General features: G+C 38.3%; 33 protein-coding genes. 32 read left to right on the top strand and 1 reads right to left on the bottom strand.

All coding sequences use genetic code 11. The features are described from left to right. Positions 1-82: 82 nt before the first annotated feature. The 23 genes from xerA (at position 83) to istB (ending at position 17,913) form a co-directional block, all read left to right on the top strand. Entirely contained in the window at positions 83-1,174 is a 1,092-nt protein-coding gene (gene xerA / locus LPY66_RS15465) for a site-specific tyrosine recombinase/integron integrase (RefSeq protein ID WP_337985151.1), read from the top strand. Between the two features lie 157 nt (positions 1,175-1,331). Continuing rightward, a complete protein-coding gene (locus LPY66_RS15460) occupies positions 1,332-1,745 on the top strand; it encodes a hypothetical protein (protein ID WP_337985139.1) in 414 nt (137 codons plus the stop codon). 302 nt (positions 1,746-2,047) lie between these two features. Beyond that, positions 2,048-2,470 (top strand): pyridoxamine 5'-phosphate oxidase family protein, encoded by a 423-nt coding sequence (locus tag LPY66_RS15455; RefSeq protein WP_443112436.1) that lies wholly within the window; start codon positions 2,048-2,050, stop codon positions 2,468-2,470. Between the two features lie 212 nt (positions 2,471-2,682). Further along, on the top strand, positions 2,683-3,057 hold the full coding sequence (locus tag LPY66_RS15450; RefSeq protein WP_337985150.1) for a hypothetical protein: 375 nt from the start codon (positions 2,683-2,685) through the stop codon (positions 3,055-3,057). A 24-nt stretch (positions 3,058-3,081) separates the two neighbouring features. After that, entirely contained in the window at positions 3,082-3,330 is a 249-nt protein-coding gene (locus tag LPY66_RS15445) for a hypothetical protein (RefSeq protein WP_337985149.1), read from the top strand. A gap of 289 nt (positions 3,331-3,619) precedes the next feature. Continuing rightward, positions 3,620-4,267 (top strand): hypothetical protein, encoded by a 648-nt coding sequence (locus LPY66_RS15440; RefSeq protein ID WP_337985148.1) that lies wholly within the window; start codon positions 3,620-3,622, stop codon positions 4,265-4,267. A gap of 131 nt (positions 4,268-4,398) precedes the next feature. Then, complete coding sequence (locus LPY66_RS15435; protein WP_337985147.1) at positions 4,399-4,857, top strand: GNAT family N-acetyltransferase; 459 nt, start codon at positions 4,399-4,401, stop codon at positions 4,855-4,857. A gap of 209 nt (positions 4,858-5,066) precedes the next feature. Then, positions 5,067-5,528, top strand: coding sequence for a hypothetical protein (locus LPY66_RS15430; RefSeq protein WP_337985146.1), 462 nt, complete (start codon positions 5,067-5,069; stop codon positions 5,526-5,528). Positions 5,529-5,608: 80 nt separating this feature from the next. Beyond that, entirely contained in the window at positions 5,609-5,758 is a 150-nt protein-coding gene (locus LPY66_RS15425; protein ID WP_337985145.1) for a hypothetical protein, read from the top strand. An 11-nt stretch (positions 5,759-5,769) separates the two neighbouring features. After that, on the top strand, positions 5,770-6,243 hold the full coding sequence (locus LPY66_RS15420) for a hypothetical protein (RefSeq protein WP_337985144.1): 474 nt from the start codon (positions 5,770-5,772) through the stop codon (positions 6,241-6,243). 213 nt (positions 6,244-6,456) lie between these two features. Further along, positions 6,457-6,717 (top strand): DUF3795 domain-containing protein, encoded by a 261-nt coding sequence (locus LPY66_RS15415; protein ID WP_337985143.1) that lies wholly within the window; start codon positions 6,457-6,459, stop codon positions 6,715-6,717. Between the two features lie 4 nt (positions 6,718-6,721). Further along, positions 6,722-6,970 (top strand): helix-hairpin-helix domain-containing protein, encoded by a 249-nt coding sequence (locus LPY66_RS15410; RefSeq protein WP_337985142.1) that lies wholly within the window; start codon positions 6,722-6,724, stop codon positions 6,968-6,970. Positions 6,971-7,229: 259 nt separating this feature from the next. Next, entirely contained in the window at positions 7,230-7,652 is a 423-nt protein-coding gene (locus LPY66_RS15405) for a pyridoxamine 5'-phosphate oxidase family protein (protein ID WP_443112436.1), read from the top strand. Between the two features lie 295 nt (positions 7,653-7,947). Continuing rightward, positions 7,948-8,280 carry a hypothetical protein gene (locus tag LPY66_RS15400; protein WP_337985141.1) on the top strand — a complete coding sequence of 111 codons (333 nt, stop codon included), beginning with the start codon at positions 7,948-7,950 and terminating at the stop codon, positions 8,278-8,280. Between the two features lie 97 nt (positions 8,281-8,377). After that, positions 8,378-9,208: a nucleotidyltransferase domain-containing protein gene (locus LPY66_RS15395; protein WP_337985140.1), complete on the top strand. Its 831-nt coding sequence runs from the start codon at positions 8,378-8,380 to the stop codon at positions 9,206-9,208. A gap of 127 nt (positions 9,209-9,335) precedes the next feature. Next, the gene (locus LPY66_RS15390; RefSeq protein ID WP_337985139.1) at positions 9,336-9,749 is read left to right on the top strand and encodes a hypothetical protein; all 414 of its coding nucleotides are present in this window, start codon (positions 9,336-9,338) and stop codon (positions 9,747-9,749) included. A gap of 340 nt (positions 9,750-10,089) precedes the next feature. Further along, positions 10,090-10,659, top strand: coding sequence for a hypothetical protein (locus LPY66_RS15385; protein ID WP_337985138.1), 570 nt, complete (start codon positions 10,090-10,092; stop codon positions 10,657-10,659). A gap of 234 nt (positions 10,660-10,893) precedes the next feature. Further along, positions 10,894-11,892, top strand: a complete 999-nt coding sequence (locus LPY66_RS15380) for a hypothetical protein (protein WP_337985137.1) — start codon at positions 10,894-10,896, stop codon at positions 11,890-11,892. A 216-nt stretch (positions 11,893-12,108) separates the two neighbouring features. Beyond that, entirely contained in the window at positions 12,109-13,401 is a 1,293-nt protein-coding gene (locus LPY66_RS15375; protein ID WP_337985136.1) for an SIR2 family protein, read from the top strand. Further along, entirely contained in the window at positions 13,398-15,191 is a 1,794-nt protein-coding gene (locus LPY66_RS15370) for an ATP-binding protein (protein WP_337985135.1), read from the top strand. Before LPY66_RS15375 ends, LPY66_RS15370 begins: the two co-directional genes overlap by 4 nt. Next, positions 15,188-15,409, top strand: coding sequence for a KTSC domain-containing protein (locus tag LPY66_RS15365; protein ID WP_337985134.1), 222 nt, complete (start codon positions 15,188-15,190; stop codon positions 15,407-15,409). The genes LPY66_RS15370 and LPY66_RS15365 overlap by 4 nt, the downstream gene beginning before the upstream one ends. Before the next feature lie 238 nt (positions 15,410-15,647). Beyond that, complete coding sequence (gene istA / locus LPY66_RS15360) at positions 15,648-17,168, top strand: IS21 family transposase (protein WP_337985133.1); 1,521 nt, start codon at positions 15,648-15,650, stop codon at positions 17,166-17,168. Beyond that, positions 17,161-17,913 carry an IS21-like element helper ATPase IstB gene (istB, locus tag LPY66_RS15355; protein WP_337985132.1) on the top strand — a complete coding sequence of 251 codons (753 nt, stop codon included), beginning with the start codon at positions 17,161-17,163 and terminating at the stop codon, positions 17,911-17,913. Before istA ends, istB begins: the two co-directional genes overlap by 8 nt. A 208-nt stretch (positions 17,914-18,121) precedes the next feature. Here the strand turns inward: istB and LPY66_RS15350 are convergent, their stop codons facing one another. After that, positions 18,122-18,244, bottom strand: coding sequence for a hypothetical protein (locus tag LPY66_RS15350; protein WP_337985131.1), 123 nt, complete (start codon positions 18,242-18,244; stop codon positions 18,122-18,124). A gap of 192 nt (positions 18,245-18,436) precedes the next feature. On the opposite strand from LPY66_RS15350, the gene LPY66_RS15345 reads away from it, so the two are divergent. From LPY66_RS15345 to LPY66_RS15305, 9 genes are all read left to right on the top strand, one after another. Then, the gene (locus LPY66_RS15345) at positions 18,437-19,144 is read left to right on the top strand and encodes a 4Fe-4S double cluster binding domain-containing protein (protein ID WP_337985130.1); all 708 of its coding nucleotides are present in this window, start codon (positions 18,437-18,439) and stop codon (positions 19,142-19,144) included. Between the two features lie 177 nt (positions 19,145-19,321). After that, the gene (locus LPY66_RS15340; protein ID WP_337985129.1) at positions 19,322-20,164 is read left to right on the top strand and encodes a hypothetical protein; all 843 of its coding nucleotides are present in this window, start codon (positions 19,322-19,324) and stop codon (positions 20,162-20,164) included. Between the two features lie 196 nt (positions 20,165-20,360). After that, positions 20,361-21,068, top strand: a complete 708-nt coding sequence (locus LPY66_RS15335; protein ID WP_337985128.1) for a hypothetical protein — start codon at positions 20,361-20,363, stop codon at positions 21,066-21,068. A 234-nt stretch (positions 21,069-21,302) separates the two neighbouring features. Next, a complete protein-coding gene (locus LPY66_RS15330; RefSeq protein WP_337985127.1) occupies positions 21,303-21,803 on the top strand; it encodes a hypothetical protein in 501 nt (166 codons plus the stop codon). 239 nt (positions 21,804-22,042) lie between these two features. Beyond that, positions 22,043-22,486 carry a DUF3788 domain-containing protein gene (locus tag LPY66_RS15325; protein ID WP_337985126.1) on the top strand — a complete coding sequence of 148 codons (444 nt, stop codon included), beginning with the start codon at positions 22,043-22,045 and terminating at the stop codon, positions 22,484-22,486. Between the two features lie 83 nt (positions 22,487-22,569). Further along, a complete protein-coding gene (locus LPY66_RS15320; protein ID WP_337985125.1) occupies positions 22,570-22,773 on the top strand; it encodes a hypothetical protein in 204 nt (67 codons plus the stop codon). Beyond that, positions 22,733-23,299 carry a DUF4256 domain-containing protein gene (locus tag LPY66_RS15315; protein WP_337985124.1) on the top strand — a complete coding sequence of 189 codons (567 nt, stop codon included), beginning with the start codon at positions 22,733-22,735 and terminating at the stop codon, positions 23,297-23,299. The genes LPY66_RS15320 and LPY66_RS15315 overlap by 41 nt, the downstream gene beginning before the upstream one ends. Positions 23,300-23,586: 287 nt before the next feature. Continuing rightward, on the top strand, positions 23,587-24,234 hold the full coding sequence (locus LPY66_RS15310) for a DUF5343 domain-containing protein (protein ID WP_337985123.1): 648 nt from the start codon (positions 23,587-23,589) through the stop codon (positions 24,232-24,234). A 9-nt stretch (positions 24,235-24,243) separates the two neighbouring features. After that, complete coding sequence (locus LPY66_RS15305) at positions 24,244-24,822, top strand: Swt1 family HEPN domain-containing protein (RefSeq protein ID WP_337985122.1); 579 nt, start codon at positions 24,244-24,246, stop codon at positions 24,820-24,822. The last annotated feature ends 151 nt before the right edge of the window (positions 24,823-24,973 follow it).

The raw sequence follows: 24,973 nt of genomic DNA, 5'->3' as shown, positions 1-24,973 counted from the left end.
CTATAAACCACCAGACGACTCTCCTCTTAGTGGGAATAATTAGAAATGTGATTTTTGGGGAATAGCCTCTTATATCGGAGGGATGAAAATGGCTGTCTGGGTTAAAATTAATCCAATAAATCAAACGGAGCTCTTAGTGATGTTTGACTATACGGCAGAACGTGTCGAAAAAATTAAAACAATAAAGGGACGAACATGGGATCAAGGGAAAAAATGCTGGATCTTAGCCAGGTCAGAAGACACGCTATCATCTCTTTTTCGAGTCTTTAACGGCGATTTAGTTTTGGATCCGATCACTAAAGCATGGTTGAATTCGATAAAGTCAAAAACCGAAAGTATCATGAAGATCCAAGGGAAAATGGAAGAAAGACTTATCCTAAAGGGCTATAGTCTTAAAACAAGAAGAAGCTATCTTAGCCATATCAACCAGTTTTTAATGTTTACACCGAAAGAATTGAGCGCAATAACTACTGAGACTATTCAAACATATCTCTTGTATGTACTAGCAGATAAAAAACGTTCCCACTCCTACGTTAATCAGGTAGTAAGCGCGATCAAATTTTTGTTGTTTACAGTATTAGAAAGAAGTGACATCAACTATAATTTACCTCGCCCCAAAAAGGAGGAAAAGCTTCCAGATGTATTAAGCCAGGAAGAAGTTAGAGAAATCCTCATTACGGTATCTAATATTAAACATCGTGCCATTTTATTTCTTATTTATTCAGCTGGATTAAGGGTAAGTGAAGTTATCAACCTGCAAGTGAACGATATCGATAAAGACAGAATGCTCATCCATATTAGACAAGCAAAGGGGAAAAAAGACCGTTATTCCATTCTTTCGCAATCGACGTTAAATATCTTAAGAAAATATGTGAGTCAATATAAAGTCTCAGAATGGCTCTTCAAAGGCGAGCAGGAAGGGAGCCACATATCGGAGCGGACAGTTCAGAATATCTTTAAGGCCGCATGTCTGAAAGCGAATATAAAAAAGGATGTATCGGTACATTCCTTAAGGCATTCTTTCGCGACGCACCTTCTTGAAGGTGGCACCGATTTACGATATATACAGGAACTTCTAGGCCATAAAAACTCAAAAACAACCGAAATTTATACCCACGTCAGCAAAAAAGATCTTGCCAAAATCCACAGCCCGATTGACACCATGGATTTGTAGACATTTAAAAACAATTGCGAATTGAACTTTCTGCTAAAAGCAATATAACCGCAACACATGCGGCTATACTCCAGAATTAGGACTTAAACCGCAAAAAATATGCGTTTATACGACGTTATACTAAAGCCTGGGTCAAAATAGGGAGGTAGGAAGTTTTATGAGAGATGACCTGATTAGAAAAATAAATACGCAAAAATTAATACCTGAACCATCTCACTCATTACCAGTTGTATCTTTAGAAGATTTTTTTGAAGGAAATACTGATGAAAGCTCTATTGGATGTAATTTATTAGATCACCCGGGCATTGAAAAGTTTTATAGCGTGCTCATGACTTTAAGAGACAAAGATTGCGTACAGGACATATTAGTAGAAATATATGAGGTTGAAGAAGATTATTGGCCATTTTCGGAACGAGTATATATCTTATCAAATCTGAGTATTGAAGAAGTATCTAACTTCATATCTGATTTACAGCCTAGTGATATTGGTGAAGGTTATCAATTCGGAGAGCCAAAGGTAGCACCTCTACTAAAAGAAGGTTTTTCGGTATTTTCGGTATGGTGGGACTAAGCTGCAAGAGAAGTATATTCCATCACTTCCCATAATAGAAATTCAAATAATACATGCAAATTATAGATAGACTGATTATTTGTAAGTAAAAATAACTCGTATATTTTGCATGCGGGAATTTGCCGGCCTTCGTATAACAGCGAATTGCCAAAACTTAGAATATATGAAAGTAGTATGACGCTTCGGCAATTCGCGGGACGTTATACGACAGGTTGTGCAAAGGCCGCGCCGTCCTGGCGCGGAACGGAATAGGTAATAGTGGTTTTTGGGGTAGAAAAACGTTCTGAAAGGGAGTGCTACCGATGATGAGGGATACGGAAAAAACAATAGGTAATCTGATTGACAAAGTGAGCGTTTCAATTATTAGTTCAGTTGATAATGATGGATTTCCTAATTCGAAAGCAATGTTACCGCCAAGGAAGAGAGAAGGAATTAAGTACATATACTTAACAACCAATACATCGTCAATGAGGGTAAAACAATATTTGGATAATCCAAAGGCCTGTGTTTATTTTTATGATAAGAGATTTTTCAGAGGAATAATGCTTAAAGGGACAATGGAAGTATTGGAGGACAGTGAATCAAAAGAGATGATATGGCGTGATGGAGACGAATTATACTATCCCGGAGGAGTTACCGATCCGGATTATTGTGTATTAAAGTTTACTGCGCAAAGTGGAAGGTACTATAGTAATTTTAAATCCGAAGATTTAATTATTGAGTAGGTATGTAAGACGTATGTTGTAGGGGCGGACGTCCTGTCCGCCTCTGAGTATGGGGGCACAACCCATCGTATAACAGCGAATTACCAAAATCTGAGAGAATATGAACGTAATAACCAGACTTCGGTAATTCGCGGGACGTTACACGAAATCAGGTGCATTGCCCGCGCCTCCGTGCGCGGATTTAAAAGTTAAATTGATAGTAGGTGTTTTACTTGAAGAATCACAGTTTTGAGGAACTTATAAAGGAATACAAAGATTGCGTTAAAGTTAACGCCGATATCAATTATGGAGATAAAAGTGAAGTAAGGAAGGCAAATAAAGCAGTTGACAGGATGATCATGATATCACGGTTAATAAACGAAAACTATTTATGTAGAATTTATGACTTTGCTGAACTGTTGAATCATAAAGATTTTAGAAATGATATTTGGGTGGCGCATCATATTTTAGAAAATATGGCTTACCCTCGTGATCTAGAGGCTAGAGCATTAGAAGTAATACTTGAGTATTCAAAGGAAGATTCAGTTAATGGGCTAGGAAATCGTATGTGGCTAAAGAATTGGTACAAAAAGGTCGAGTTAGACTAAACAATAATGTGAGGAAGTAGTGATATGAAGAGAGAAGATTTTGTTCTATCCAATAATTCTTATGAGATTGAAGTTGATGGTATATCGGTGAAGATTCGGAAAGATGCCTTTGACGAAAAATCGGTTACTTACGCCAACAGAATTTTTGAATTATATCTGTCTAAAAAACATGAAATAATTGGTTATATTTTGAGCAAATGTTTACTTGATTTTTACTCTGGTAGTTACTCAAAGGATGAAATTGTTAATGGAATAAAGGAAGCCCAAATTTAAATTATTAGTAATAGATGGGGCAAATTAACCTGGCTAAATAGTGAATTGGATGAACATATCATAGAAGTTGAATTCGATGATGATATGCAATTATCCTATGTAAGTATAGATGGATGATGATTAAGGGGCCGACGTCCTGTCGGCCTCTGAATCTGGGGGCACCTGACTTCGTGTAACAGTGAATTCCCAAAATCTGAGAGAATATGAAGGTAGTAACCAGACTTCGGGAATTCACGAGACGTTATACGATATTCCCCTGTCGAGGTATTCCTTTGAGGAGTGTTAATTTATGGCAAGTATGAAAGAACATAGGGAAGTTTTGTTAAAGCAATTATCTGAGCGACTTGTTCAAATTGGGTTTGATAAAAAGATTCATGGGCAGTCGTTCTGGAAGTTTACCGAATATGGACGAACAAGCATTCATCTCGGCTTTATCAACCATGTCACAGATTTTGATATTACAGTAAGTGTAGGTATTCGAATCGACAAGGTTGAAGATATGGCAAATGCGTCTAACAAACTTATTAAAGATAGAGAGAAGAAAATGACGTGTACAATCGGGACAGAGATAGGAAACTTTATCAATGGAAGGCAAAAACGATGGACTATAAACAATTTCGAAGATATTGGTCCGGTTTGCGATGATATTTATATATATGTAATGGAAGTTGCCGTGCCGTACATTGAGAAATATTCTGAGCTAGAGAATGTTTATGAAGTCTTGCTTAGAGATGATAAAGAGGGATGGAGGCATGCGCCTATTCATTATCATAGGGCCATTTGTGCTGTTGCAATGGCAAGATTATTGGGAAAATCTGATTATAAAGATATCGTTGATAAGAAGACAAAATTTTTGAAGGAAAGAGAAGACTATGGGCTGCCCTTATTCCTTGATTTTATTAACAAGCTTGATGAAAGCCAGGGGAACATCGTATAACAGCGTATTCCCAAAATCTGAGAGAATAAAAAAGTAGTAACCAGACTTCGGGAATACGCGGGACGTTATATGACATTTCCTGCTTGACCCGCCATCCATGGCGGGAATAATTGATAAAAGAGGTATGGATGATGGAGGTTAGAAAAGCGGGGATAGAAGATATCAATATACTTATCAAGTTAAGATTAGATTTTCTATCAACTTTTTTTGGAACATTGTCACCTGATGATGAAGCTTCAATTCGTTTACAGCTACCAAGCTATTTTAAAAAGCATATTAATCAAGAATTTCTAGCCATATTAGTTGAGGTGGATAATAAAATAGCTTCAACTGCATTTCTTTCTATATCTGAAAAACCAGCCAGTCCTTCGTTTATTACCGGTAAAACAGGAACATTACTTAATGTATTAACTTATCCTGAATATAAAAGAATGGGATTTGCTACTAAAGCAGTCATCAAAATAATTGAAGAAGCAAAAAATCTAGGAGTGTCATCAATTGATCTTTCTGCATCGGCGGATGGAGAACGATTGTACGAAAAACTAGGTTTTACAAAACAGGAGTGTCCCGAAATGAGATTACGGCTATAATATGGAAACGGATTGATTAAGGACGCGCCGTCCGTGGCGCGTTCTGAATCTGGGGGCAGGAAACGTCATATAACAGTGAATTCCCAAAATCTGAGAGAATATGCAGATAGTAACCAGACTTCGGGAATTCACGGGACGTTCTACGACATATCGTGCAAAGGCCGCGCCGTCCTGGCGCGGACGAAAGGAATACTGAGAGGTTAAATGTTATGAGAGAGTCAGAAAAGATATTTGAAGATATATTCAAGAAAGAATTAGAGCCAACATTATTAGAATTAGGCTTTTCAAGATATTGTCTGCCAAAAGGGTGGATTCAACCTTCGTTTTTGTTTAATAACAATACTCACAATATTTGGTTTGGATGTTCCTGGGATTGGAGAGATTTTTACTTTGAAGCAGAATTGGGCAGTCTTTATAGATTTAAAGATGTCTTGCCAAGAATAATTGTTTGTGGCTTTGTCTTAGAAAAGAAGTCCCAGACAAAATATACCTCAGAATATATTACCGATCAGATTAATAACGCAAAGAGAAGGATTATTGATTTAGCGAATAAGAACTTTGAGAAATATTACGAATTTATTCTGATTGCACAAAGTAAAAAAATTCAAAGGTTAAAAATGTATATTGAAAAGGAAATATCATCTAAGGAAGAGTTGCCGTTCGCACATTAGAAAGTTATCTATTTATCGGCACCGTGTCATATTTTTTGTTATTAAGGAGCTCGTTGGTAGAAATTTAAGGAGCGCCGTCCGTGGCGCTGCTGAGTCTGGGGGCACGATACGTCGTAGAACAGCGTATTGCCAACACTTGGAAAAGATGCATGTGGTTGGGACGCGTCGGCAATACGCGGGACGTTATACGCAATGCAATGCGAAAGGCCGCCATCCATGGCGGCGGTTAATGGAGGGACGTATGAGTCTGTTTAGATTTATAGCATCAGATAATGTTTTACCAGAGATTGACTTGAGTGGATTTCAAAAACTCAAAGTAAGGGACATCAAGAAAATAACACCATTGCCTAGAGGACCTGTTCCATGGGAGGAACTGGACGATGATGTGGAAGTATTATATGCTGCGGATGAATCAGAACTCGGAGGTTTACATATCTCGGTCTGTAATAATCCCCCAGATCGTTTAGATGATTATATAACGAGGAAAAATGTTTACTGGCTTGAGCGAAACATAGACGAAAGATGGAAAAATCAAATAAAGGAATATTTATTCAATAACATTCAAAAAGGGAATAGAATTGAACTTTGGTCTATTTGGTTTGGAAGTGGATTTGTGCTTGAGGACAAAATTCGTAAACGAATTAACTTTTCACAGATAAATAGCTTTGACTACGAGTTATTAAATAAGCCATTTTGTTGTATTTTTATAGAATGATAACAAGGTGATTGAAGGGCCCGCCGTCCATGGCGGGCGCTGAGTCCGGGGGCATTGCACTGCGTATAACAGCGTGTTTTCGACACTTTGTCAATATGAATGCGGTTAGGACGCGTCGCAAACACGCGAGACGTTATATAAAATAGCGCGCAGGAACGGCCGCCACATCGTGTGGCGGATAAAATACGGGATGAAAGAAGAGGAGAAAAGAATATGGTTGAATCAAGGTGTGGGATCGTATGTACGGAATGTGAATACAAAGAAAAAGCGAATTGTTTAGGCTGTGTTAATATAGATAAACCGTTCTGGGGAGAGCAATGCCCGGTAAAAGCTTGTTGTGAAAATAAAGAGCATTTGCATTGTGGCGAATGTGATACTTTTCCTTGTAAGTTACTCAACCAATTTGCATATGACAAAGAACAAGGTGATGATGGCAAAAGGATAGAGCAATGTAGAAAATGGCTTAGTAGGTGAGAGCGTGAAAACAGATTTAAGAAAAATTCCTGGGGTAGGTAAGGAAACCGAAAAAGATTTAATTGAAATGGGTTATACCAATATTGAATCACTAAAAGGACAAGATCCGCAGAGCATGTACGATCAACATTGTTCTCTGAAGGGTTGCCGAGTGGATAGATGCCAATTATATGTGTTTAGATGTGCGGTATATTTTGCTGAGAATGATATACACGAACCAGAGAAACTTAAATGGTGGAATTGGAAAGATTAGGGTCGATGTAGGGATTTCTACTGTTCAATGTAAGTATTTAAGGGGCCGACGTCCTGTCGTCCTCTGAGTCTGGGGGCGCGCTACTTTACATAACAGAGTATTGCCGACACTTAGTAAAGATGAATGTGGTTGGGACGCGTCGGCAATACTCGGGACGTTATACGACAGGTTGTGCAAAGGCCGCGCCGTCCTGGCGCGGAACGGAATAGGTAATAGTGGTTTTTGGGGTAGAAAAACGTTCTGAAAGGGAGTGCTACCGATGATGAGGGATACGGAAAAAACAATAGGTAATCTGATTGACAAAGTGAGCGTTTCAATTATTAGTTCAGTTGATAATGATGGATTTCCTAATTCGAAAGCAATGTTACCGCCAAGGAAGAGAGAAGGAATTAAGTACATATACTTAACAACCAATACATCGTCAATGAGGGTAAAACAATATTTGGATAATCCAAAGGCCTGTGTTTATTTTTATGATAAGAGATTTTTCAGAGGAATAATGCTTAAAGGGACAATGGAAGTATTGGAGGACAGTGAATCAAAAGAGATGATATGGCGTGATGGAGACGAATTATACTATCCCGGAGGAGTTACCGATCCGGATTATTGTGTATTAAAGTTTACTGCGCAAAGTGGAAGGTACTATAGTAATTTTAAATCCGAAGATTTAATTATTGAGTAGGTATGTAAGACGTATGTTGTAGGGGCGGACGTCCTGTCCGCCTCTGAGTATGGGGGCACAACCCATCGTATAACAGCGAATTACCAAAATCTGAGAGAATATGAACGTAATAACCAGACTTCGGTAATTCGCGGGACGTTATATGACATAACCATTTCGGAGAATTGTATGGGGAAAAAGTTACTATTTCTTGGGTAGGTTAAAAAGGTCAATTCGTATTGTAGATATTCTTGTTTGATTTACTCTCAAATGATTGTTGAGTGTAACTTCAATTATTCTAGATAGGAGGTAAAGTATGGAAAGAAAGACTGTTTTGATTAATGCCAGTTATCTTGTGGAAATTGATGAGGCGGAAATTAACAAAGACAATGGTCAGTTTGAACAAATAGAAAATCTGATTTCCAAAGACATTATGTTTGAAGATAGAGTTCTGGTTGAATGGGAATCAACTTCAAGCATAGTACTTGACCCAAGTACCTTAAACTGTGGTCGATGTTCAAAATGTAATCGTTGGGTAACAGATAGAGAAAAACTAGATGCTATTACTCAGCTTTGTAACGGTGCTACAGTTGATGGGCAATTGCTTTGTGACGATTGCCTTCCCCCTGATCATAAATGGGCTTTCTGATCAATTAAGTCGGTTAGTTAGATAAGTATGGAATCTCGGGTCTATGGTTACGTCATATAACAGAGTGTTACCAAAACTGGGAAAATATGAATGTAATATGCAGACTTCGGTAACACTCGGGACGTTATGGGAAATTGCTGAGAAAGGATTAATTTTTATGCATGATAGAATTCTAGCTGAATTAAATAATATTGAGAAACAATATCACGTCCGTATTTTATACGCATGTGAATCCGGAAGTCGAGCATGGGGATTTCCTTCAAAGGACAGCGATTATGATGTGCGATTTATTTATATACATCCGGCTGAATGGTATCTGTCGGTTTTTGATAAAAGAGATGTAATTGAGGTACCTATCAATGATGCATTAGATATCAATGGCTGGGATATTCGTAAGGCCTTACAATTGGTGCGCAAATCCAATCCATCTATGATTGAATGGTTCCAATCTCCTATAGTATATAAACAAACAACATCGGTGCCGGAAAAGATCAGATCCATAATTACTTCTAACTTTTCGCCAAAGGCTTGCTTATATCATTATCTGAGTATGGCAAAAACAAATTATCGTGAATACCTTCAAGGAGATTTGGTCAGAACAAAGAAATACTTTTATGTATTAAGGCCGATTTTGGCTTGCATGTGGATTGAACAGTATGAGAATATTCCACCGATAGAATTTGGAAGATTGTTTGATACTCTGTTATCTAAAAGTGATTTAAGCAGAGAGATCGAAGAATTACTGAAAAGAAAGATAGCAGGTGAGGAATTTGATTCTGAGCCACGCATTAGTGTAATAAATGAATTTATCGATTTGAAGATAGATCATTTCGAAAGCTACATATCGTCGTTAAGGAGCGGAGTTCCTAGAGAAGAACAAATCTTTAATACGGTTTTTAGGGAAGCATTAAATGAAGTCTGGGGTTAAATTTGCCGCAACATCCCATAACACCGAATTCCCGACACTTGGAGGATGATGCATGTGGTTGGGGCGCGTCGGGAATTCCTGAACGTTATACTAAAGCCTGGGTCAAAATAGGGAGGTAGGAAGTTTTATGAGAGATGACCTGATTAGAAAAATAAATACGCAAAAATTAATACCTGAACCATCTCACTCATTACCAGTTGTATCTTTAGAAGATTTTTTTGAAGGAAATACTGATGAAAGCTCTATTGGATGTAATTTATTAGATCACCCGGGCATTGAAAAGTTTTATAGCGTGCTCATGACTTTAAGAGACAAAGATTGCGTACAGGACATATTAGTAGAAATATATGAGGTTGAAGAAGATTATTGGCCATTTTCGGAACGAGTATATATCTTATCAAATCTGAGTATTGAAGAAGTATCTAACTTCATATCTGATTTACAGCCTAGTGATATTGGTGAAGGTTATCAATTCGGAGAGCCAAAGGTAGCACCTCTACTAAAAGAAGGTTTTTCGGTATTTTCGGTATGGTGGGACTAAGCTGCAAGAGAAGTATATTCCATCACTTCCCATAATAGAAATTCAAATAATACATGCAAATTATAGATAGACTGATTATTTGTAAGTAAAAATAACTCGTATATTTTGCATGCGGGAATTTGCCGGCCTTCGTATAACAGCGAATTGCCAAAACTTAGAATATATGAAAGTAGTATGACGCTTCGGCAATTCGCGGGACGTTATATAAAATCGCGCGCTGGGCCGCCGCGTCCTGCGGCGGAAAAATCTATATTTGTGATTTGTACCGGGTCTATTCTAAGTACAATATATTGCTATATTATTGCTATGAAGCTGGATTAGGATATAGGAGACTAAATAAATGACAATAATTAATGAGATCATTGAAATAGTTAATAATGAAGAACTGGAAGACATATTGAATATTGGGTGGATCGATAGGGATGAGGAAATAAGAAGATTTGTTCCTTTGCTAAATACAATATTTTTAGAATTTAAATCTAAATGTCTAAAAATTCACCGAAAACAAAATACTGACTTTGAAATAAGCATGAAATTAATTGATAAGCATGAAATTTTTAACGAAAAATCTTATAACGAGGTTTTTAAAAAGTATGAATTTTGTACTTCTTCACTCTTGAACATGTTTTTATATGAAAACAGAATACAGAATTTCATTACTAAAATAGAATCTTACAGCGAGACTGAAGAAAAATATATAAGTGGTATTGTCAAGTGCATTGGGTTTGAAGTTATGAATAATTCGTACATATTTCTTAACCCACTAAGCTATAACACAATTGAAATAGGCAAGAAACAAGAATGGGATCAATGGCTCAGAGAGCTTACAGATGATGGACCAGGTATACTATTGAATTACAATCCAAAACAACTGTTATTAAAGGAGTGGCGAAGGCTTACTAATGGATAAGGGGCCGACGTCCTGTCGGCCTCTGAGTATGGGGGCGCGCGACTTTACATAACAGAGAATTGCCGAAACTTTGTTAAGATGCATGTGGTTGGGACGCTTCGGCAATTCTCGAGACGTTATATAAAATCGCGCGCTGGGCCGCCACATCGTGTGGCGGAGATAAAGTGCGAAAGATTATTGAAGTGATTATAAAGCAAAAGACGGCTGAGATCAGAATGACAAATGGAGGGATTAATGATTATGGAAAAGATAAATAAGTACCTTGTTTATATCTTTGGCTTTTTAACCGTAACAGTAATAATATTACAAATTACAATGAGTAAAGCAGGTTTATCACAGTTAGAGACTACATTATTTTCGATATTACAATTTATCTTTTCCCTCTTTTTTGCATGGATGCTATCAAAAATGTCACTTCAAGATCAATTCCAACAGAGTCAAAAAAAGTTCGCTTTAGCTGCATATAGAAGAATCAAAGAAATCGAGAGAAGTAATGATAGGTTAGTTCAACTTACAGATTACAAGATAGCTCAATCCAAAGAGGTTAGGGAGCTTGAAATAATAAACTTACTAGCTGTTAACGTTCGTGGAACTATTAGAGCATCAGTTGCGGATTGGGCTGACATAATTGGTGAAGAACTTGAAGTTTTAGGAAAACTTGAACAAAAAGAAACTGAATATGAAATATTACTTTCGAATAAAACATTTGAAAAGCTTTCAATAGACTTGACAAAAGAGATAAAAGATGCAAAAGAAGAAATTGATAAGCTTAAAAATAACTTACCATTATCTTTAAAAATCCAACAAGATAATAATGAGGAAGATAAGGAATCATCTAATAAAATAACATTAGCTATCAACTTAATGCAACTAAAAAGACTTACCGATAATGAAGGGTTTCTTCAATTAGAAGGTTTTTGGGATGAGGGCTTTGATGTAGATATAGGGAATTATACTATTGGTAACCAAATGATGGTAAGGTTGGGTGATATTGCTGGAAGAGAAGATGTATTAGTAGTATTTGATAACGAAGGAAGAAAAGTAGGAGTATTAACAAACATTTTGTTACCTTTCTCTTACAACACTTTTTCTTCTTCAGTATTTGAATTTTTAGAAAGATCAGAGTTTGAGGTAACAATTAGTCATATAGACGAAAAAATAGATCCTAGTACAGAGAGGCGTGAATTTAAGGTAAAAGTAAAAGTTAAAAATAATATTTTGACAGGCGATTAAGGGGCCGACGTCCTGTCGGCCTCTGGCTCTTGGGGCACGCGACTTTACATAACAACCGGTTCCCGCCACTTGGAGGATGATGTATGTGTTCAGGGCGCGGCGGGAACCGGCGAGACGTTATCGGAAAGATGAGGCAAGGCCGCCGCGTCCTGCGGCGGAGACAATATGTATGAGTAGCTTAAATTATAATTCAAATATTGTTGAGGAGAAGAGAAAATGAATGAATTAACTCATGATCCATCGGAGTATGTTAGAGGATTGCAACAATTATTGATATCAGATAAGAAGAAAATTGCATTTTTATTTGGGGCAGGGACTTCTTTAGCTAAGAAGAATAGAAATTCTTTGTTTATCCCGGCAATTGGTAAAATGACAGAGATGATTGAATTTGAGCTAAATAAAACCGAAATATTTAGGTCTGCAATAAAGGAAATAAAACAAGAAATTGGAGAAGATAAATTTAACATTGAAACATTTTTATCAAATATTGAAGAAAAGAAACATATTATTGGAAATGGAATACTAAATGGGCTTAAAGTTGAGGAGCTAGATTCACTAATAGTTGAAACCAAAAATCAAATAAGAAAAATAGTATGTGTACATGAGGAAATATTGGCTAAAAAGAGCCTTGATGATCTGATACATGTTGATTTCGCTGAGTGGATAGGTCGTGCAGATAGGAAGTACGGAGTAGAAGTTTTTACAACCAATTATGACTATTTTTTAGAATTGGGAATGGAAGAAAAGTCTATACCTTATTTTGATGGGTTTTCTGGGAGCTACAAACCTTTTTTCTATCCAGAATCTATTGATGATTTATCTTACTTATCAAAACAGACAAAGCTTTGGAAATTGCATGGTTCATTAGGCTGGCATTTGGATATTAGTATTGACAAAAATATTGAAAGGGTTTGGCGAAAGGATTCTGATTGTGAAGACATTTTAATTTATCCTTCTACTCTAAAATATGCTGATTCGAAAAAACAGCCGTATATAGCTTTAATGGATAGATTGACGAATTTTCTAAAGCAACCAGATTCGATCCTTATAATTTGTGGCTATTCGTTTGGAGATTTACATGTAAATGAAAGAATTTTAACAGCACTAAGATCTAATACATCTGCTCATGTTTATGTGTTATATTTTGACATCCTTTGGAAGGATGGAAAAAAGGATGGATATGCTTTATCTGAAGATTCCAGTTTAGTAAAACTGTGTAAAGGAAATGGAAAACTATCTGTTTTTGGCTGTCGAAGCGCAGTAATAGGATGTCAATATGGAAAATGGAGATTAAAGAGAGAACCGGATAAAGAAGATACAATAAACGTTAATCTTTATTTCGATGAAGATGGTCCCTTAGATCCTGATGAACCTAAAAATGAGGTCAAAAAAGGCGAGGAGAAATGGACTGGTGAGGGGGAACTTATACTACCTGACTTTGCGAAATTTGTAGCATTTCTACAGTCAATGATCTTACAATATAAACCAAATGGAGGTCAAAACGTATGAATGATATACAGACCAAAATTGGGGAGATTGTTAGTGTAAGTGGGAATATAATTACAGTTCAATTATCAGATAATATGAAATCAAATATGCCTGTTATTGAAGGGATCGTATATCGTATCGGACAAATAGGATCATTTTTAAAAGTTCCGCTTGGATATGCAAATCTATATGGATTAGTAACACAAATCGGGGCTGCAGCTATTCCTGATAAAATCCGGGAAACAATCACTGAGGAGGATTATACTAAATTAGATAATAGACAATGGCTTAATATGGTTTTAGTTGGTGAACAAATTGGTAATAAGTTTGCTCGAGGGGTTTCCCAATCTCCTACAACAGGAGATGAAGTTCATTTAGTTACAATAAAGGACTTAGACGTAATTTACGGGGGGTATGATGAAAATAATTCTATTACTATCGGAAATATTAGTATCTCTGAAAGCTTAAATGCTAGAATTGATCTAAATAAATTGGTTGCTCGTCACTTTGCCGTACTCGGTTCAACAGGAAGTGGAAAATCAAACTCTGTCGGAGTAATATTAAATGCAATCGCTAACAAAAGTTATAAAAGTTCTAGGATTCTCGTTATTGATCCACACGGAGAATACAATAGCGTTTTAAAAGAAAAAAGTAATGTCTACAAGATAAGAGCTGATACTGAAAATGAGTTGCACATTCCTTTTTGGGCATTACCTTTTAATGAACTAATAAGTATCTTTTCTGGCAACCTATCTGATCAAAATCGAGACTATGTAAGAACAAAAGTGGTTGAAGCTAAATTAAAATCAGTCGAGAAGAATGCAATAAATATTCAAAAGGAGCTTGTTACTGCAGATTCTCCAATCCCATTTAGTATTAAGCAATTATGGTTTGAATTAGATGATTTTGAGAGACAAACTTTTCAAGAGAGAGCTAACCCTGAAAAAATGACTACAAAAATAGTCGAAGGCAACGCAGATAGCTTGATTTCAAATGAATATCAACCTGCAAGTGCAGGAGGAGGTGCCCCTTTTTTAAATAATCAAGCTAAAGGAATATTGAGCTTTCTTGATAGTATTAGATTGAAATTGAAAGATTCAACATATAACTTCCTATTTCAACCAGGTAACTTTGCCCCAAATTTAGAAGGTAAAGTTAATAAAGATTTGAGTGACTTATTATTTGATTGGCTTGGTGGTAAAAAGCCAATAACTATTTTGGATTTATCGGGAATACCGAGCGAAATCATGGTCTCAATTTCCGGAACATTATTGAAAATAATTTATGATGCATTGTTCTGGGGGCAAAATCTTCATGTCGGAGGAAAAGAACAACCCTTACTTATCATACTAGAAGAAGCTCATAATTATCTTCAAGCTGGAGAAAAGTCAATATCATCAAGGACTGTACAAACAATTGCTAAAGAAGGTAGAAAGTATGGCGTAGGATTAGGCTTAGTTACACAAAGGCCTTCGGAACTGGATGAAACGGTATTAAGTCAATGCGGTACAATAATTGCATTACGTATGAATAATTCAAAAGACAGAGGACACATTCGTGCAGCAATTCAGGATGAACTACAAACGATGATAGATTTGTTACCTAGTTTACGAACCGGAGAAGGAATTATATCTGGTGAAGGGGTCAGAATCCCTTCAAGGATTCAGTTTTATAAACTTTCCAACTCACCAAAAAGTTCAGACCCGAAAGTATCGGAAAAATGGATGGAGGAAAAAGAAATAAAATTAGATGATTATAAACAATTAATAACTCTTTGGAGAAATCAAAAATTAAAGGAGGATGCGAAATGAACGATGTTGAAATGATTTTTGTGAGTTCTTCTAATATTGAAAGCGTAGGTTATGATGAGGAAAACCAGATTGTTTATATTCGATTCCTTGCAGGAACATTTTATTGTTATAAAGGTGTTCCTAAGCATGAATTTGAAGGGTTATTAAATTCACCTTCAGTAGGTTCATACTTACATCGAAATTTTAAAAATTTCTATCCTTATGAAAGATTAGCATAACTTAGGCCACTTATTCATTTATTTTTCCATTATTAAGGGTGCGCCATCTGCATATTTCGGACACATCCGGACACCGATTCCGGCAGTATCCGGACAGCGTAACGGACACATCCGGACAGTAAAACGGAATTATCCGGACAGTATTTCGGCAGCATCCGGACACCTTGTCGAGTTAGTAAACTAACTGGTACCCTTTCTTTAGAAGAAAGAAAGGGGCAACACGATGAGGAGGCTCGAAGTGCTGAAAGTCAAAGAAATCTTAAGATTAAAACATGAAGTCGGTCTATCCTTGAGAGAAATCGGGAAATCCTGCGATTGCGGCAAATCCACCGTATCTGAAGTACTTGAAAGAGCAGAAAATGCCGGAGTCACATGGCCCGTAACCCTTACGGACAAGCAATTGCTGTCACTACTTTATCCGCCGATAACCAGTAAACATACAATGCCCGAACCGGATATGGAATACGTTTTCTATGAGATGAAGCGAAGAAGTGTCACCCTGATGCTTCTCTGGGAAGAATATAAACATAAGCATCCCGACGGCATCATGTACACGCAGTTTTGCGACCGTTACCGGAAATTCAAGAAGGCCAATCAGCTCACCATGCATATCGAACACAAAGCGGGCGAAGAAATGCAGGTCGACTGGGCCGGCCAAACCATGGCTTATGTGGATCCGGAAACCGGGGAAATCAAGACCGTTTACCTTTTCGTAGCGGTGCTCCCGGCTAGTGCTTACCCCTTTGTTTATGCCTACGGCGACATGAAGCTGCCGAGTTGGATCGACGCCCATGTCAGAGCGTATGAATACTATGGCGGGGTCCCGAAAGTAACGATCCCGGATAATACAAAGACCGCCGTCACGACACCTGACCGGTTCGATCCGGTGCTCAACAAGAGTTACAACGAAATGGCCCGGTTTTACAGAACAACGATCATACCTGCCAGGGCAGCCAAGCCAAAGGACAAAGCAGCGGATGAGAATATGGTTGGCAATGTCTCCAGAAAGATCATCGCGGCTTTAAGAAATAGGCAATTTTTCAGTCTGTATGAGCTCAACCAGGCGATAAAAGAAGAACTGGTCAAGTTCATCGTGCGGCCTTTTCAAAAGATGGATGGCAACCGTCTTAGTGCCTTTGAGAAGATCGACAAACCTTGTTTGCAGTCATTGCCTGCAGGAAAATATGAATTTGCCGAGTGGAAAGAGACCAAAATCCAGTTTAATTACCATGTGGATTATGAGGGATTCTTCTACAGCGTCCCCTACACCTATGTTGGGCAGAAATGCTCCATCCGGGCCACCTCCAAAACCATTGAGATTTATGTGAGCGGCGAACGAATCGCCGTCTTCTCAAGGAACAACAACCACTACAAACGCTATATGACACTGCCGGATCATATGCCGGAGGGACATAAAGCCGTCTCGGGCTGGAGTTCAGAGCGTTTTCTGTCCTGGGCCAAAACAATCGGTCCGAACACTCTGGAACTCATTAAACACGTCCTTGAAAGCCGGGAATATCCAGTGCAAACCTACCGAGCTTGTATGGGTATCATGAGACTGAGTAAAAGCTATCCATCTGAGTCTATGGAAAAAGCCAGTGAAGAAGCACTTGCTAAAAGGACTTACACTTTCAAGTACTTCAACATCATCCTGAAACAGGTAACCGCAAAAGCTCTAAAGGCAGAAGAATGCAAGATCATTGCGCATGCTAACGTCCGTGGAAGCCGTTCCTATGCGGGAGGTGGCATCCATGCTTAACAATCCTACCGTAGAGAAACTGAAAAGTTTAAAGCTTAAAGTCATGGCCGAAATGTTCAGTGATCCGAATGTTCATTTGAGAGAACTTTCCTTCGAAGATCGTCTGGGACTCATGGTAGAAAGAGAGTGGCTGTCTAAGAAAAATGCCCGGATCGGGAGGCTTTTACGCCAGGCAACGCTTGGCATGGATGCCTGCATTGAAGATATTGACTACACCGTCGATCGAACCATTGACAAAAAGACTATCCAGACACTGGCGACGTGCGCTTTTATTGAGCAGAAACTCAACGTTGTTATTTCAGGCAAAACGGGAAGCGGTAAATCGTATATCGCCTGCGCCATAGGGAATAGTGCCTGTAGGCAGGGTTATCCCGCTAAATATTTCCGAATGCCTGAATTACTTTTAGAAATTCAGGAAGCAAAACAGGAAAACCGGTATAGCCGGTATATGTCGAGTCTTCAGAACATCAAGCTCTTGATCCTCGACGACATTGGTCTGAAAGCTTACTCGCTTGAAGAAAGTCGAGACATCCTGGAAATCGCTGAAAGCCGTTACAACAAAGGTTCTATGGTGCTATCCGGACAGGTTTCCCATACGCTATGGTATGATCTGTTCCCGGACCCAACAATTGCTGACGCCATTATGGACCGTGTGATCCATAATGCGTACATCCTGCCTCTGGATTCCAAAATATCCATGAGAGAAGTGACTGCCAAAAAGATGATCAAGGATCTGTCGTCTTAGGAAACCGGTTATGGATAGTGCCGCTTTGTGGACAACCTTACGCTGCGCTCCAGGTTGACCACAAAGCTTGGACAGGCAGTATGAGGTATTCCTTAAAAGAGCCTGACCACACTCTACACAACCACGACGGCGAAGGTTCTTGTTGACCATATCCATAATTTGGGGTATGCTTCAAGGCATTAGGGGCTACTACAAATTACATGAACAACTAACCGACAAAGTGTCCGGATGTTCCCGGTTTACTGTCCGGATAATTCCGGAACGGTGTCCGGATGCCTCCGGAATGCCTGTCCGGATACGCCGAAATACGCACCATCCGTGGCGCACTCAAGCTTTGGGGGCCTCATCCTTCCGATAACACGGGATTTACGCAACTTTGTCGATATGGAAGAACTATGACGCTGCGTAAATCCCTGAACGTTATATAAAATCGCGCGCGGGGCCGCCACATCGTGTGGCGGATTTGCTGAGGAAGGACTATGAAAAATTTTGATGAATAATTTAATGAATTGAGGTGTTCATTATGGGTATAAGCAAAGAAATAAACAATCAGTTAATTGCTAAAGGTGCCTCAAAAATTGGATTTGCGGATTTATCATGTTTACCAAGAGAGCAAACAAATGGATTTAATTACGGAATTATCATTGGGGTATCGTTAAAGCCGGAAGTAGTATTAGGTATTAGCGATGGGCCTACTTTAGAATATTATGAAGAATACAAAAGGATAAACAGATTATTGAATGAACTTGATGAATATACTGCTGAGATTCTCAGAAACAAAGGTTTTTCAGCATACCCTAAGACACAAAGCAATGTTGAAATAGATGAAAAGACAAGAAGAACACAATTACCCCATAAAACGGTAGCAACTAGAGCCGGAATGGGTTGGATAGGAAAGTGTGCATTATTAATAACAGAAGAATTTGGCTCAGCGATTAGAATTTCAAGCGTCTTAACAGATGCAATCTTGGATATAGGAATACCGATAGAAGAATCAAAGTGTGGTGATTGCCTGGAGTGTAAGACGTCATGTCCAGCAAGTGCAGTTACCGGTGAAAATTGGAATATAAATAAAGATAGAGATGCGTTTTACAATGCATTTGATTGTAGAAAGACAGCACTAGAGAAAAGTTCAAAGATAGGCCTCAATGAAACCATATGCGGATTGTGTATCCTGAAATGTCCTTGGACGCAGAAATATTTAAGGGGCCGACGTCCTGTCGTCCTCTGAGTCTGGGGGCGCGCGACTTTACATAACAGAGTATTGCCGACACTTTGAATAGATGCATGTGCTTGGGACGCGTCGGCAATACGTTATATAAAATCGCGCGAAGGAACGCCGCCACATCGTGTGGCGGAAATCTGTGAAGGATGCTTAGAAGATCCTGAAAGGAAGAAGGTAAGGGTTTTGGACTTGCAAAGTGAAAAGATGGAAGAAATATATGATTATTGTCAAGGTTATGATGGAGAAGCTATAACCAGGCATAATGACTTTAATCACTTTATTCATAGAATAGGTCTTCTTCTAGATGCTGGCTTTGATACAAATGATGAGGGTATGAAGAGGATTGCAAATAAGATATTATCCGATCAAAGTGAGGAAGGGGCTTTCTTATCTACCCTGCAAATATCAAAAAACTATGGGGGAACTGGATTACCTGAATCAGGGTGGATGCTGTGCGATTTCCCCGTGCTTCTCTATTTCCTCATTAAGATGGGATATGAGAAAGATAATCGTGTAAAAAGTGCGATCAACTATTTGATCAATCTAAGTGATCAAAATGGCTGGAGGTGCAAGGGTTCATTTGAGAGATTCAGGGGGCCTGGTAGAAAAGAAGATCATTGTCCTTTGGCAACGTTATACGCCTTAAAAGTATTTTCACTTTTACCGGAATACCATAATGAGCCGTTTGTCATAAATGGAATAGATGCAATATGTTACCATTGGCAAATAAGCACTGAACGAAAAATTTATATGTTTGGGATGGGGAAAAATTTCAGAAAACTAAAATATCCTACTCATTGGTTTGATATCGTTCACGTTGTTCGTGTTTTGGTGAATTTTGAATATGCCAAGGGTACTCAAGAATTCAAGGAAATGATAGATATTATCAAGAGTAAGAAAACTCAAGAGGGTGATTTTATCCCGGAAAGTGTTTTTACTGCATACAAAGGGTGGGATTTTGGACAGAAAAAGAGTCCATCATCTTCATTATCGAATGTGATTAATGAAATTCTTGATAAAGTATGATTTTGGGTGGTTTAAGGGGCCGACGTCCTGTCGGCCTCTGAATCTGGGGGCGCGCGACTTTACATAACAAGCAGTTCCCAAAACTTAGAATATATGAATGTAGTATGATGTTTCGGGAACTGCGGGACGTTATATAAAATCGCGCGCGAATACACCGCGCCTCCATGCGCGGATTATTGAAGGGAAGATTAATTTATTGAATAAACAGAAATTTTTGAGGGGGATACTCCCAATTATTCTGCTATTTTCCTTTTTATATCTTAATGGCTGTGGCAATGTCTCAAGTGCCGTACAGACCACCCCTGATTCAAATACTCATCATGCGGTGAATGAGGTGATGCCGGCCGACATTGTAGCAGCACTCAAAGCTAAAGATTCTGGAGAAGAGAACTCAACTATCCTGGCTTTAGTTGAATTGCCCAGATCTCTGTCAATTTCCATTCCTAATATTGATACCACTAAAGTGCATCAAACACATCCGTTACAGCAAATGCAGATAGACAGTTTGAAAAGTCACGGTTTCAGTGATGAAGAGATTGCAAATATGGACTTTGGAGATTATAAAAATATAGAGAAAACATGGTTGTTATCGCCCGGCATAATTCCAGATATTAAGAATATTTATCCTGAACTTGCCAATGATGATATTAGTAAATGGACCGTTGGGGATTTTCTTGCTTACTCTATGAAAGTAGATACGAAAGCTTATGCACCGACAGAAGAACAGGCTATAGCCCTTAAGGCAAGAAATATCACCCTTCAAGATGCACGGGTACTTTTAAAACAGTTCCACTCATATGATTCAATCTTGGAACAAGAAGATGAAACTTTAAAAGGTCTTCTTGAAAGGCACTATCACTTTAAAATTGACTATATTAAACAACTAGCGATACATAGTGAATAGAAAAAATATACAATTACATTTTTAATTCTATTTATATTTAAGGGGCCGACGTCCTGTCGTCCTCTGAGTCTGGGGGCGCGCGACTTTACATAACAGCGTATTCCCAAAATCTGAGAGAATATGAAGGTAGTAACCAGACTTCGGGAATTCACGGGACGTTATATAAAATCGCGCGCAGGGCCGCCGCGTCCTGCGGCGGAAAAATTGTTTGCAAAGTATATTTTTGGGGTATTTATGATGAAGAGAATCCTTAAAGTTTTAATAATTGCACCTACAGCAATAATAATTGTCACTTTTGTTTTATTTGTTCTACTATTTACTTTAACCCCAATTGTTCACAATCTCACTTTGAATAGTTTTGCTAAGCAGCTGGATAACTGCCCTTTGCCAGCCAAAACAGAGTTAATCGAGAAAGAATCTGTGTGTGGGAAACTTAACGGAAATGGAGATGGTATGGATTATTTTGCTTGTATTCTTATTAAATCAGATCTTTCGTTAGACGGGGTAGAGTCTTATTATAAAAAATGCAAATTCAGACCAGCTAAGAATAGAAAAGATTATTTAGTGGATGTGAAGATTAAAAGAGTAAATAGTGAAATACTTGATGATGAATTAGTCGAACATAGAGATATACAATTCTCAAATCTAAAAAGTGTAAAGGACTACTCAAAGTATTTTGTTGTACTGATTTATGATGGCGGATATCCGGCGGGACTTGATTTTAGAGGGTGTTGATTTGTTTAAGGGGCCGACGTCCTGTCGTCCGCTGAGTTTGGGGGCGCGCGACTTTACATAACACATCGTTCCCAAAACTTCGTCTAGATGAATGTAATATGACGCTTCGGGAACGATTGAACGTTATATAAAATCGCGCGCAGGGCCGCCACATCGTGTGGCGGGAACTATCATGTGAAAGAAGACATTTTAGGTGTTGACTGGATTTTCTGATCACAGCAAAAAAGGGGATTGAGTTTATGAACTGGAGTGAGTTATTTAACGCCGATCACCAGCCATCTTATGAAGATATAAAAGAATTTATTGGCCAAGGGGAGCCATTTTGGTCTGAACTACTTTCATATCTTGATATCAAATATCAAGTTCAACCCAAAATGGCCTATAGTAAATGTTCAGCGCAGCCGGGATGGAATGTAAAATATCAAAAGAGTAGTAAGTCATTATGTACGCTATATCCAATGGAAGGATATTATATTGCCTTAGTCGTGATAGGGGCCAAAGAGGAAGAAGAGGCAGAAATGGCTTTAGGAACATTTACTCCATATGTTCAAAACCTATACAGGAAAACATCTTTTTCCTGTGGTGGACGTTGGTTAATGATAGAGGTAAGAGACAAGTCAGTACTCGATGATATTAAGAATTTAATTGCAATAAGGGTAAAGCCTAAAAAGCAGCGTCGTTAGATTTTGAGGGGCCGACGTCCTGTCGGCCTTCAAGTCTGGGGGCGCGCGACTTTACATAACAGCCGGTTCCCGCCACTTGGAGGATGATGCATGCGGATCGTGGCGCGGCGGGAACCGGCGAGACGTTATATAACATGGGAGGCAGAGAGACCGCCGCTTCCTGCGGCGGATTAGGGTTAAGGTCGATTACATATATTAAAGATATTGCACGTGAGTGCCTGTTCAAGTATATTTGGAGGCTTTATTATGAAAAAAGAAGATATGGAGTTGTCATCAGAACAACGTGAAGAATTACTTAGAACATTGAAATCCCGTTTTGAGAAGAACATGAACTTACATAATAGTATTGAATGGGAAGATGTACTAACAAAGCTAGAATCTAATCCTGGAAAACTGTGGTCACTTAATGAAATGGAAAGAACTGGTGGCGAACCGGATGTTGTTGGTTATGATAATTGGACGGATGAATACATCTTTTATGATTGTTCGAAGGAAAGTCCTAAAGGTCGTAGAAGTCTTTGTTACGACCGTGAAGCGCTGGAGTCAAGAAAAGAAAATAAACCGGTAAATAACGCAATTAATATGGCTGCTGCCATGGGCATCGAGATACTAACGGAAGATCAATATCGGGAGCTACAGAAACTTGGAAATTTTGATACCAAAACTTCGAGTTGGGTGAAAACACCTGCTAATATTAGAAAACTCGGCGGAGCCATCTTCTGTGATTATCGCTATGACACTGTCTTTGTATACCACAATGGGGCAGAATCCTACTATGCTGCCAGAGGTTTTCGAGCTTCATTAAAGGTTTGATTCATAAAGTTAATATGCTTATTATTGCAACAATGGAGACTTTGAAAGTTATAAGGGGCCCACGTCCTGTGGGCCTCTGAGTCACGGGGCCTCCCACGTTACATAACAAGGAATTACCACAACTTTGCCAATATGCATGTGATATGATGCTGCGGTAATTCCTAGGACGTTATCGGAAAGATGAGGCAAAAAGCGCCACGTCCTGTGGCGCCTGTTAGGGAATGTCTGGGAAATATTGAAAGTGAAAAAGTTAAACATATTTTTAATAAGTATGGAGGAGTAATAGTATGTTAACAAATTCTTATTTAGTTACAACTAGAAACCTAGAAAGTATACTTAATACTATTTTGACAGCAAAGGCACCTGAACGTTTTACCAACAAATTTTTATCTGATCTTGGATTTACAAGCAGTAATGATCGCCTAATTGTTGGGGTATTAAAGGCTGTCGGAATGCTTGATGAAGGCTCTGCCCCAACACAAAGATATTTTGATTTTCTAGATCAAACACAATCAAAGAAAGTTTTAGCAGAAGGTATAAAAGAAGCATATGAAGATTTATTTAATCTTCGTATTGATGCTCAAAATATGACAAATGACGAAGTTAAAAATAAATTAAAAACTCTAACTCAAGGTCAGAAGTCTGAAAAAATTATTAGTTTGATGGCAATAACGTTTAAAGCATTATGTGAATATGCAGATTGGGAGAAAGCAAAAAGTATTACTCCAAAAGCTGAAAAGGAAGTAACTAATATTAAAACAAGCCCTTCTCATGATAAGCCTGCAAATGACGAGCAAAAAAGACCGGATGAGCCAATAACTGACCGGTCAAAATCTCTTGATTTACATTATAATATTCAGATCCATTTGCCGGAAACTAGAGATATGGCTGTTTATGATGCAATCTTTCAAAGTTTAAAAAAACATTTGATTTAGGTGGTTATCATGGATGACAAAATTTATTCATTTATTATGCGCGGGGAGTTAACGAAAGTCGCGTTGGATTACTCTGGAACAGTAAGTAAACATCATTACTCAGAGATTATTCAAAAACAGATTTCAGATAGTCTATCTTTAGATTTACTCGATGATGAATTCGTAGCAAAAGCTAAGCAAATGGCAACTGTATATGCTGCCATTGCAGCATTTGAAAATATGGTGCGGGATTTTGTTGTGAAAATACTAATAGAAAATAAGGGAGAAAACTGGTGGGAAGACGGTGTTTCACAAACTATTAGAAAGAAAGCGGAATCTAGAAAATTAGAAGAAGATAAAATTAAATGGCATACGCAAAGAGGAGATAGCTTAATAAATTATACTGAGTTTGGTGATTTAGCCTCCATAATGCTTCAAAATATTAGCTTGTTTGAAGATCATGTAATTTCAATAGAGTGGGCAAAACAAATATTTAACACACTAGAAAGGTCGCGAAATGTAATAATGCACAGTGGAGAATTAGGCGCACGTGATATTGAAAGAATTGGGACAAATATTAGGGATTGGATTAGTCAGGTTGGCGCATAAGCCTATAAATAGGGAATGTTAAGGGTGCGACTTCCTGTCGCACTCTGGCTCCGAGGGGCCTCATCCATCCGATAACAGAGTATTGCCGACACTTCTTAAAGATGAATGCGGTTGGGACGCGTCGGCAATACTCGAGACGTTATCTGCAATG

Origin of the sequence: Dehalobacter sp. DCM (assembly GCF_024972775.1) — a bacterium.
Taxonomy (GTDB): Bacteria; Bacillota; Desulfitobacteriia; order Desulfitobacteriales; family Syntrophobotulaceae; genus Dehalobacter.
This window is presented reverse-complemented; position numbering and strand designations above follow the sequence as displayed.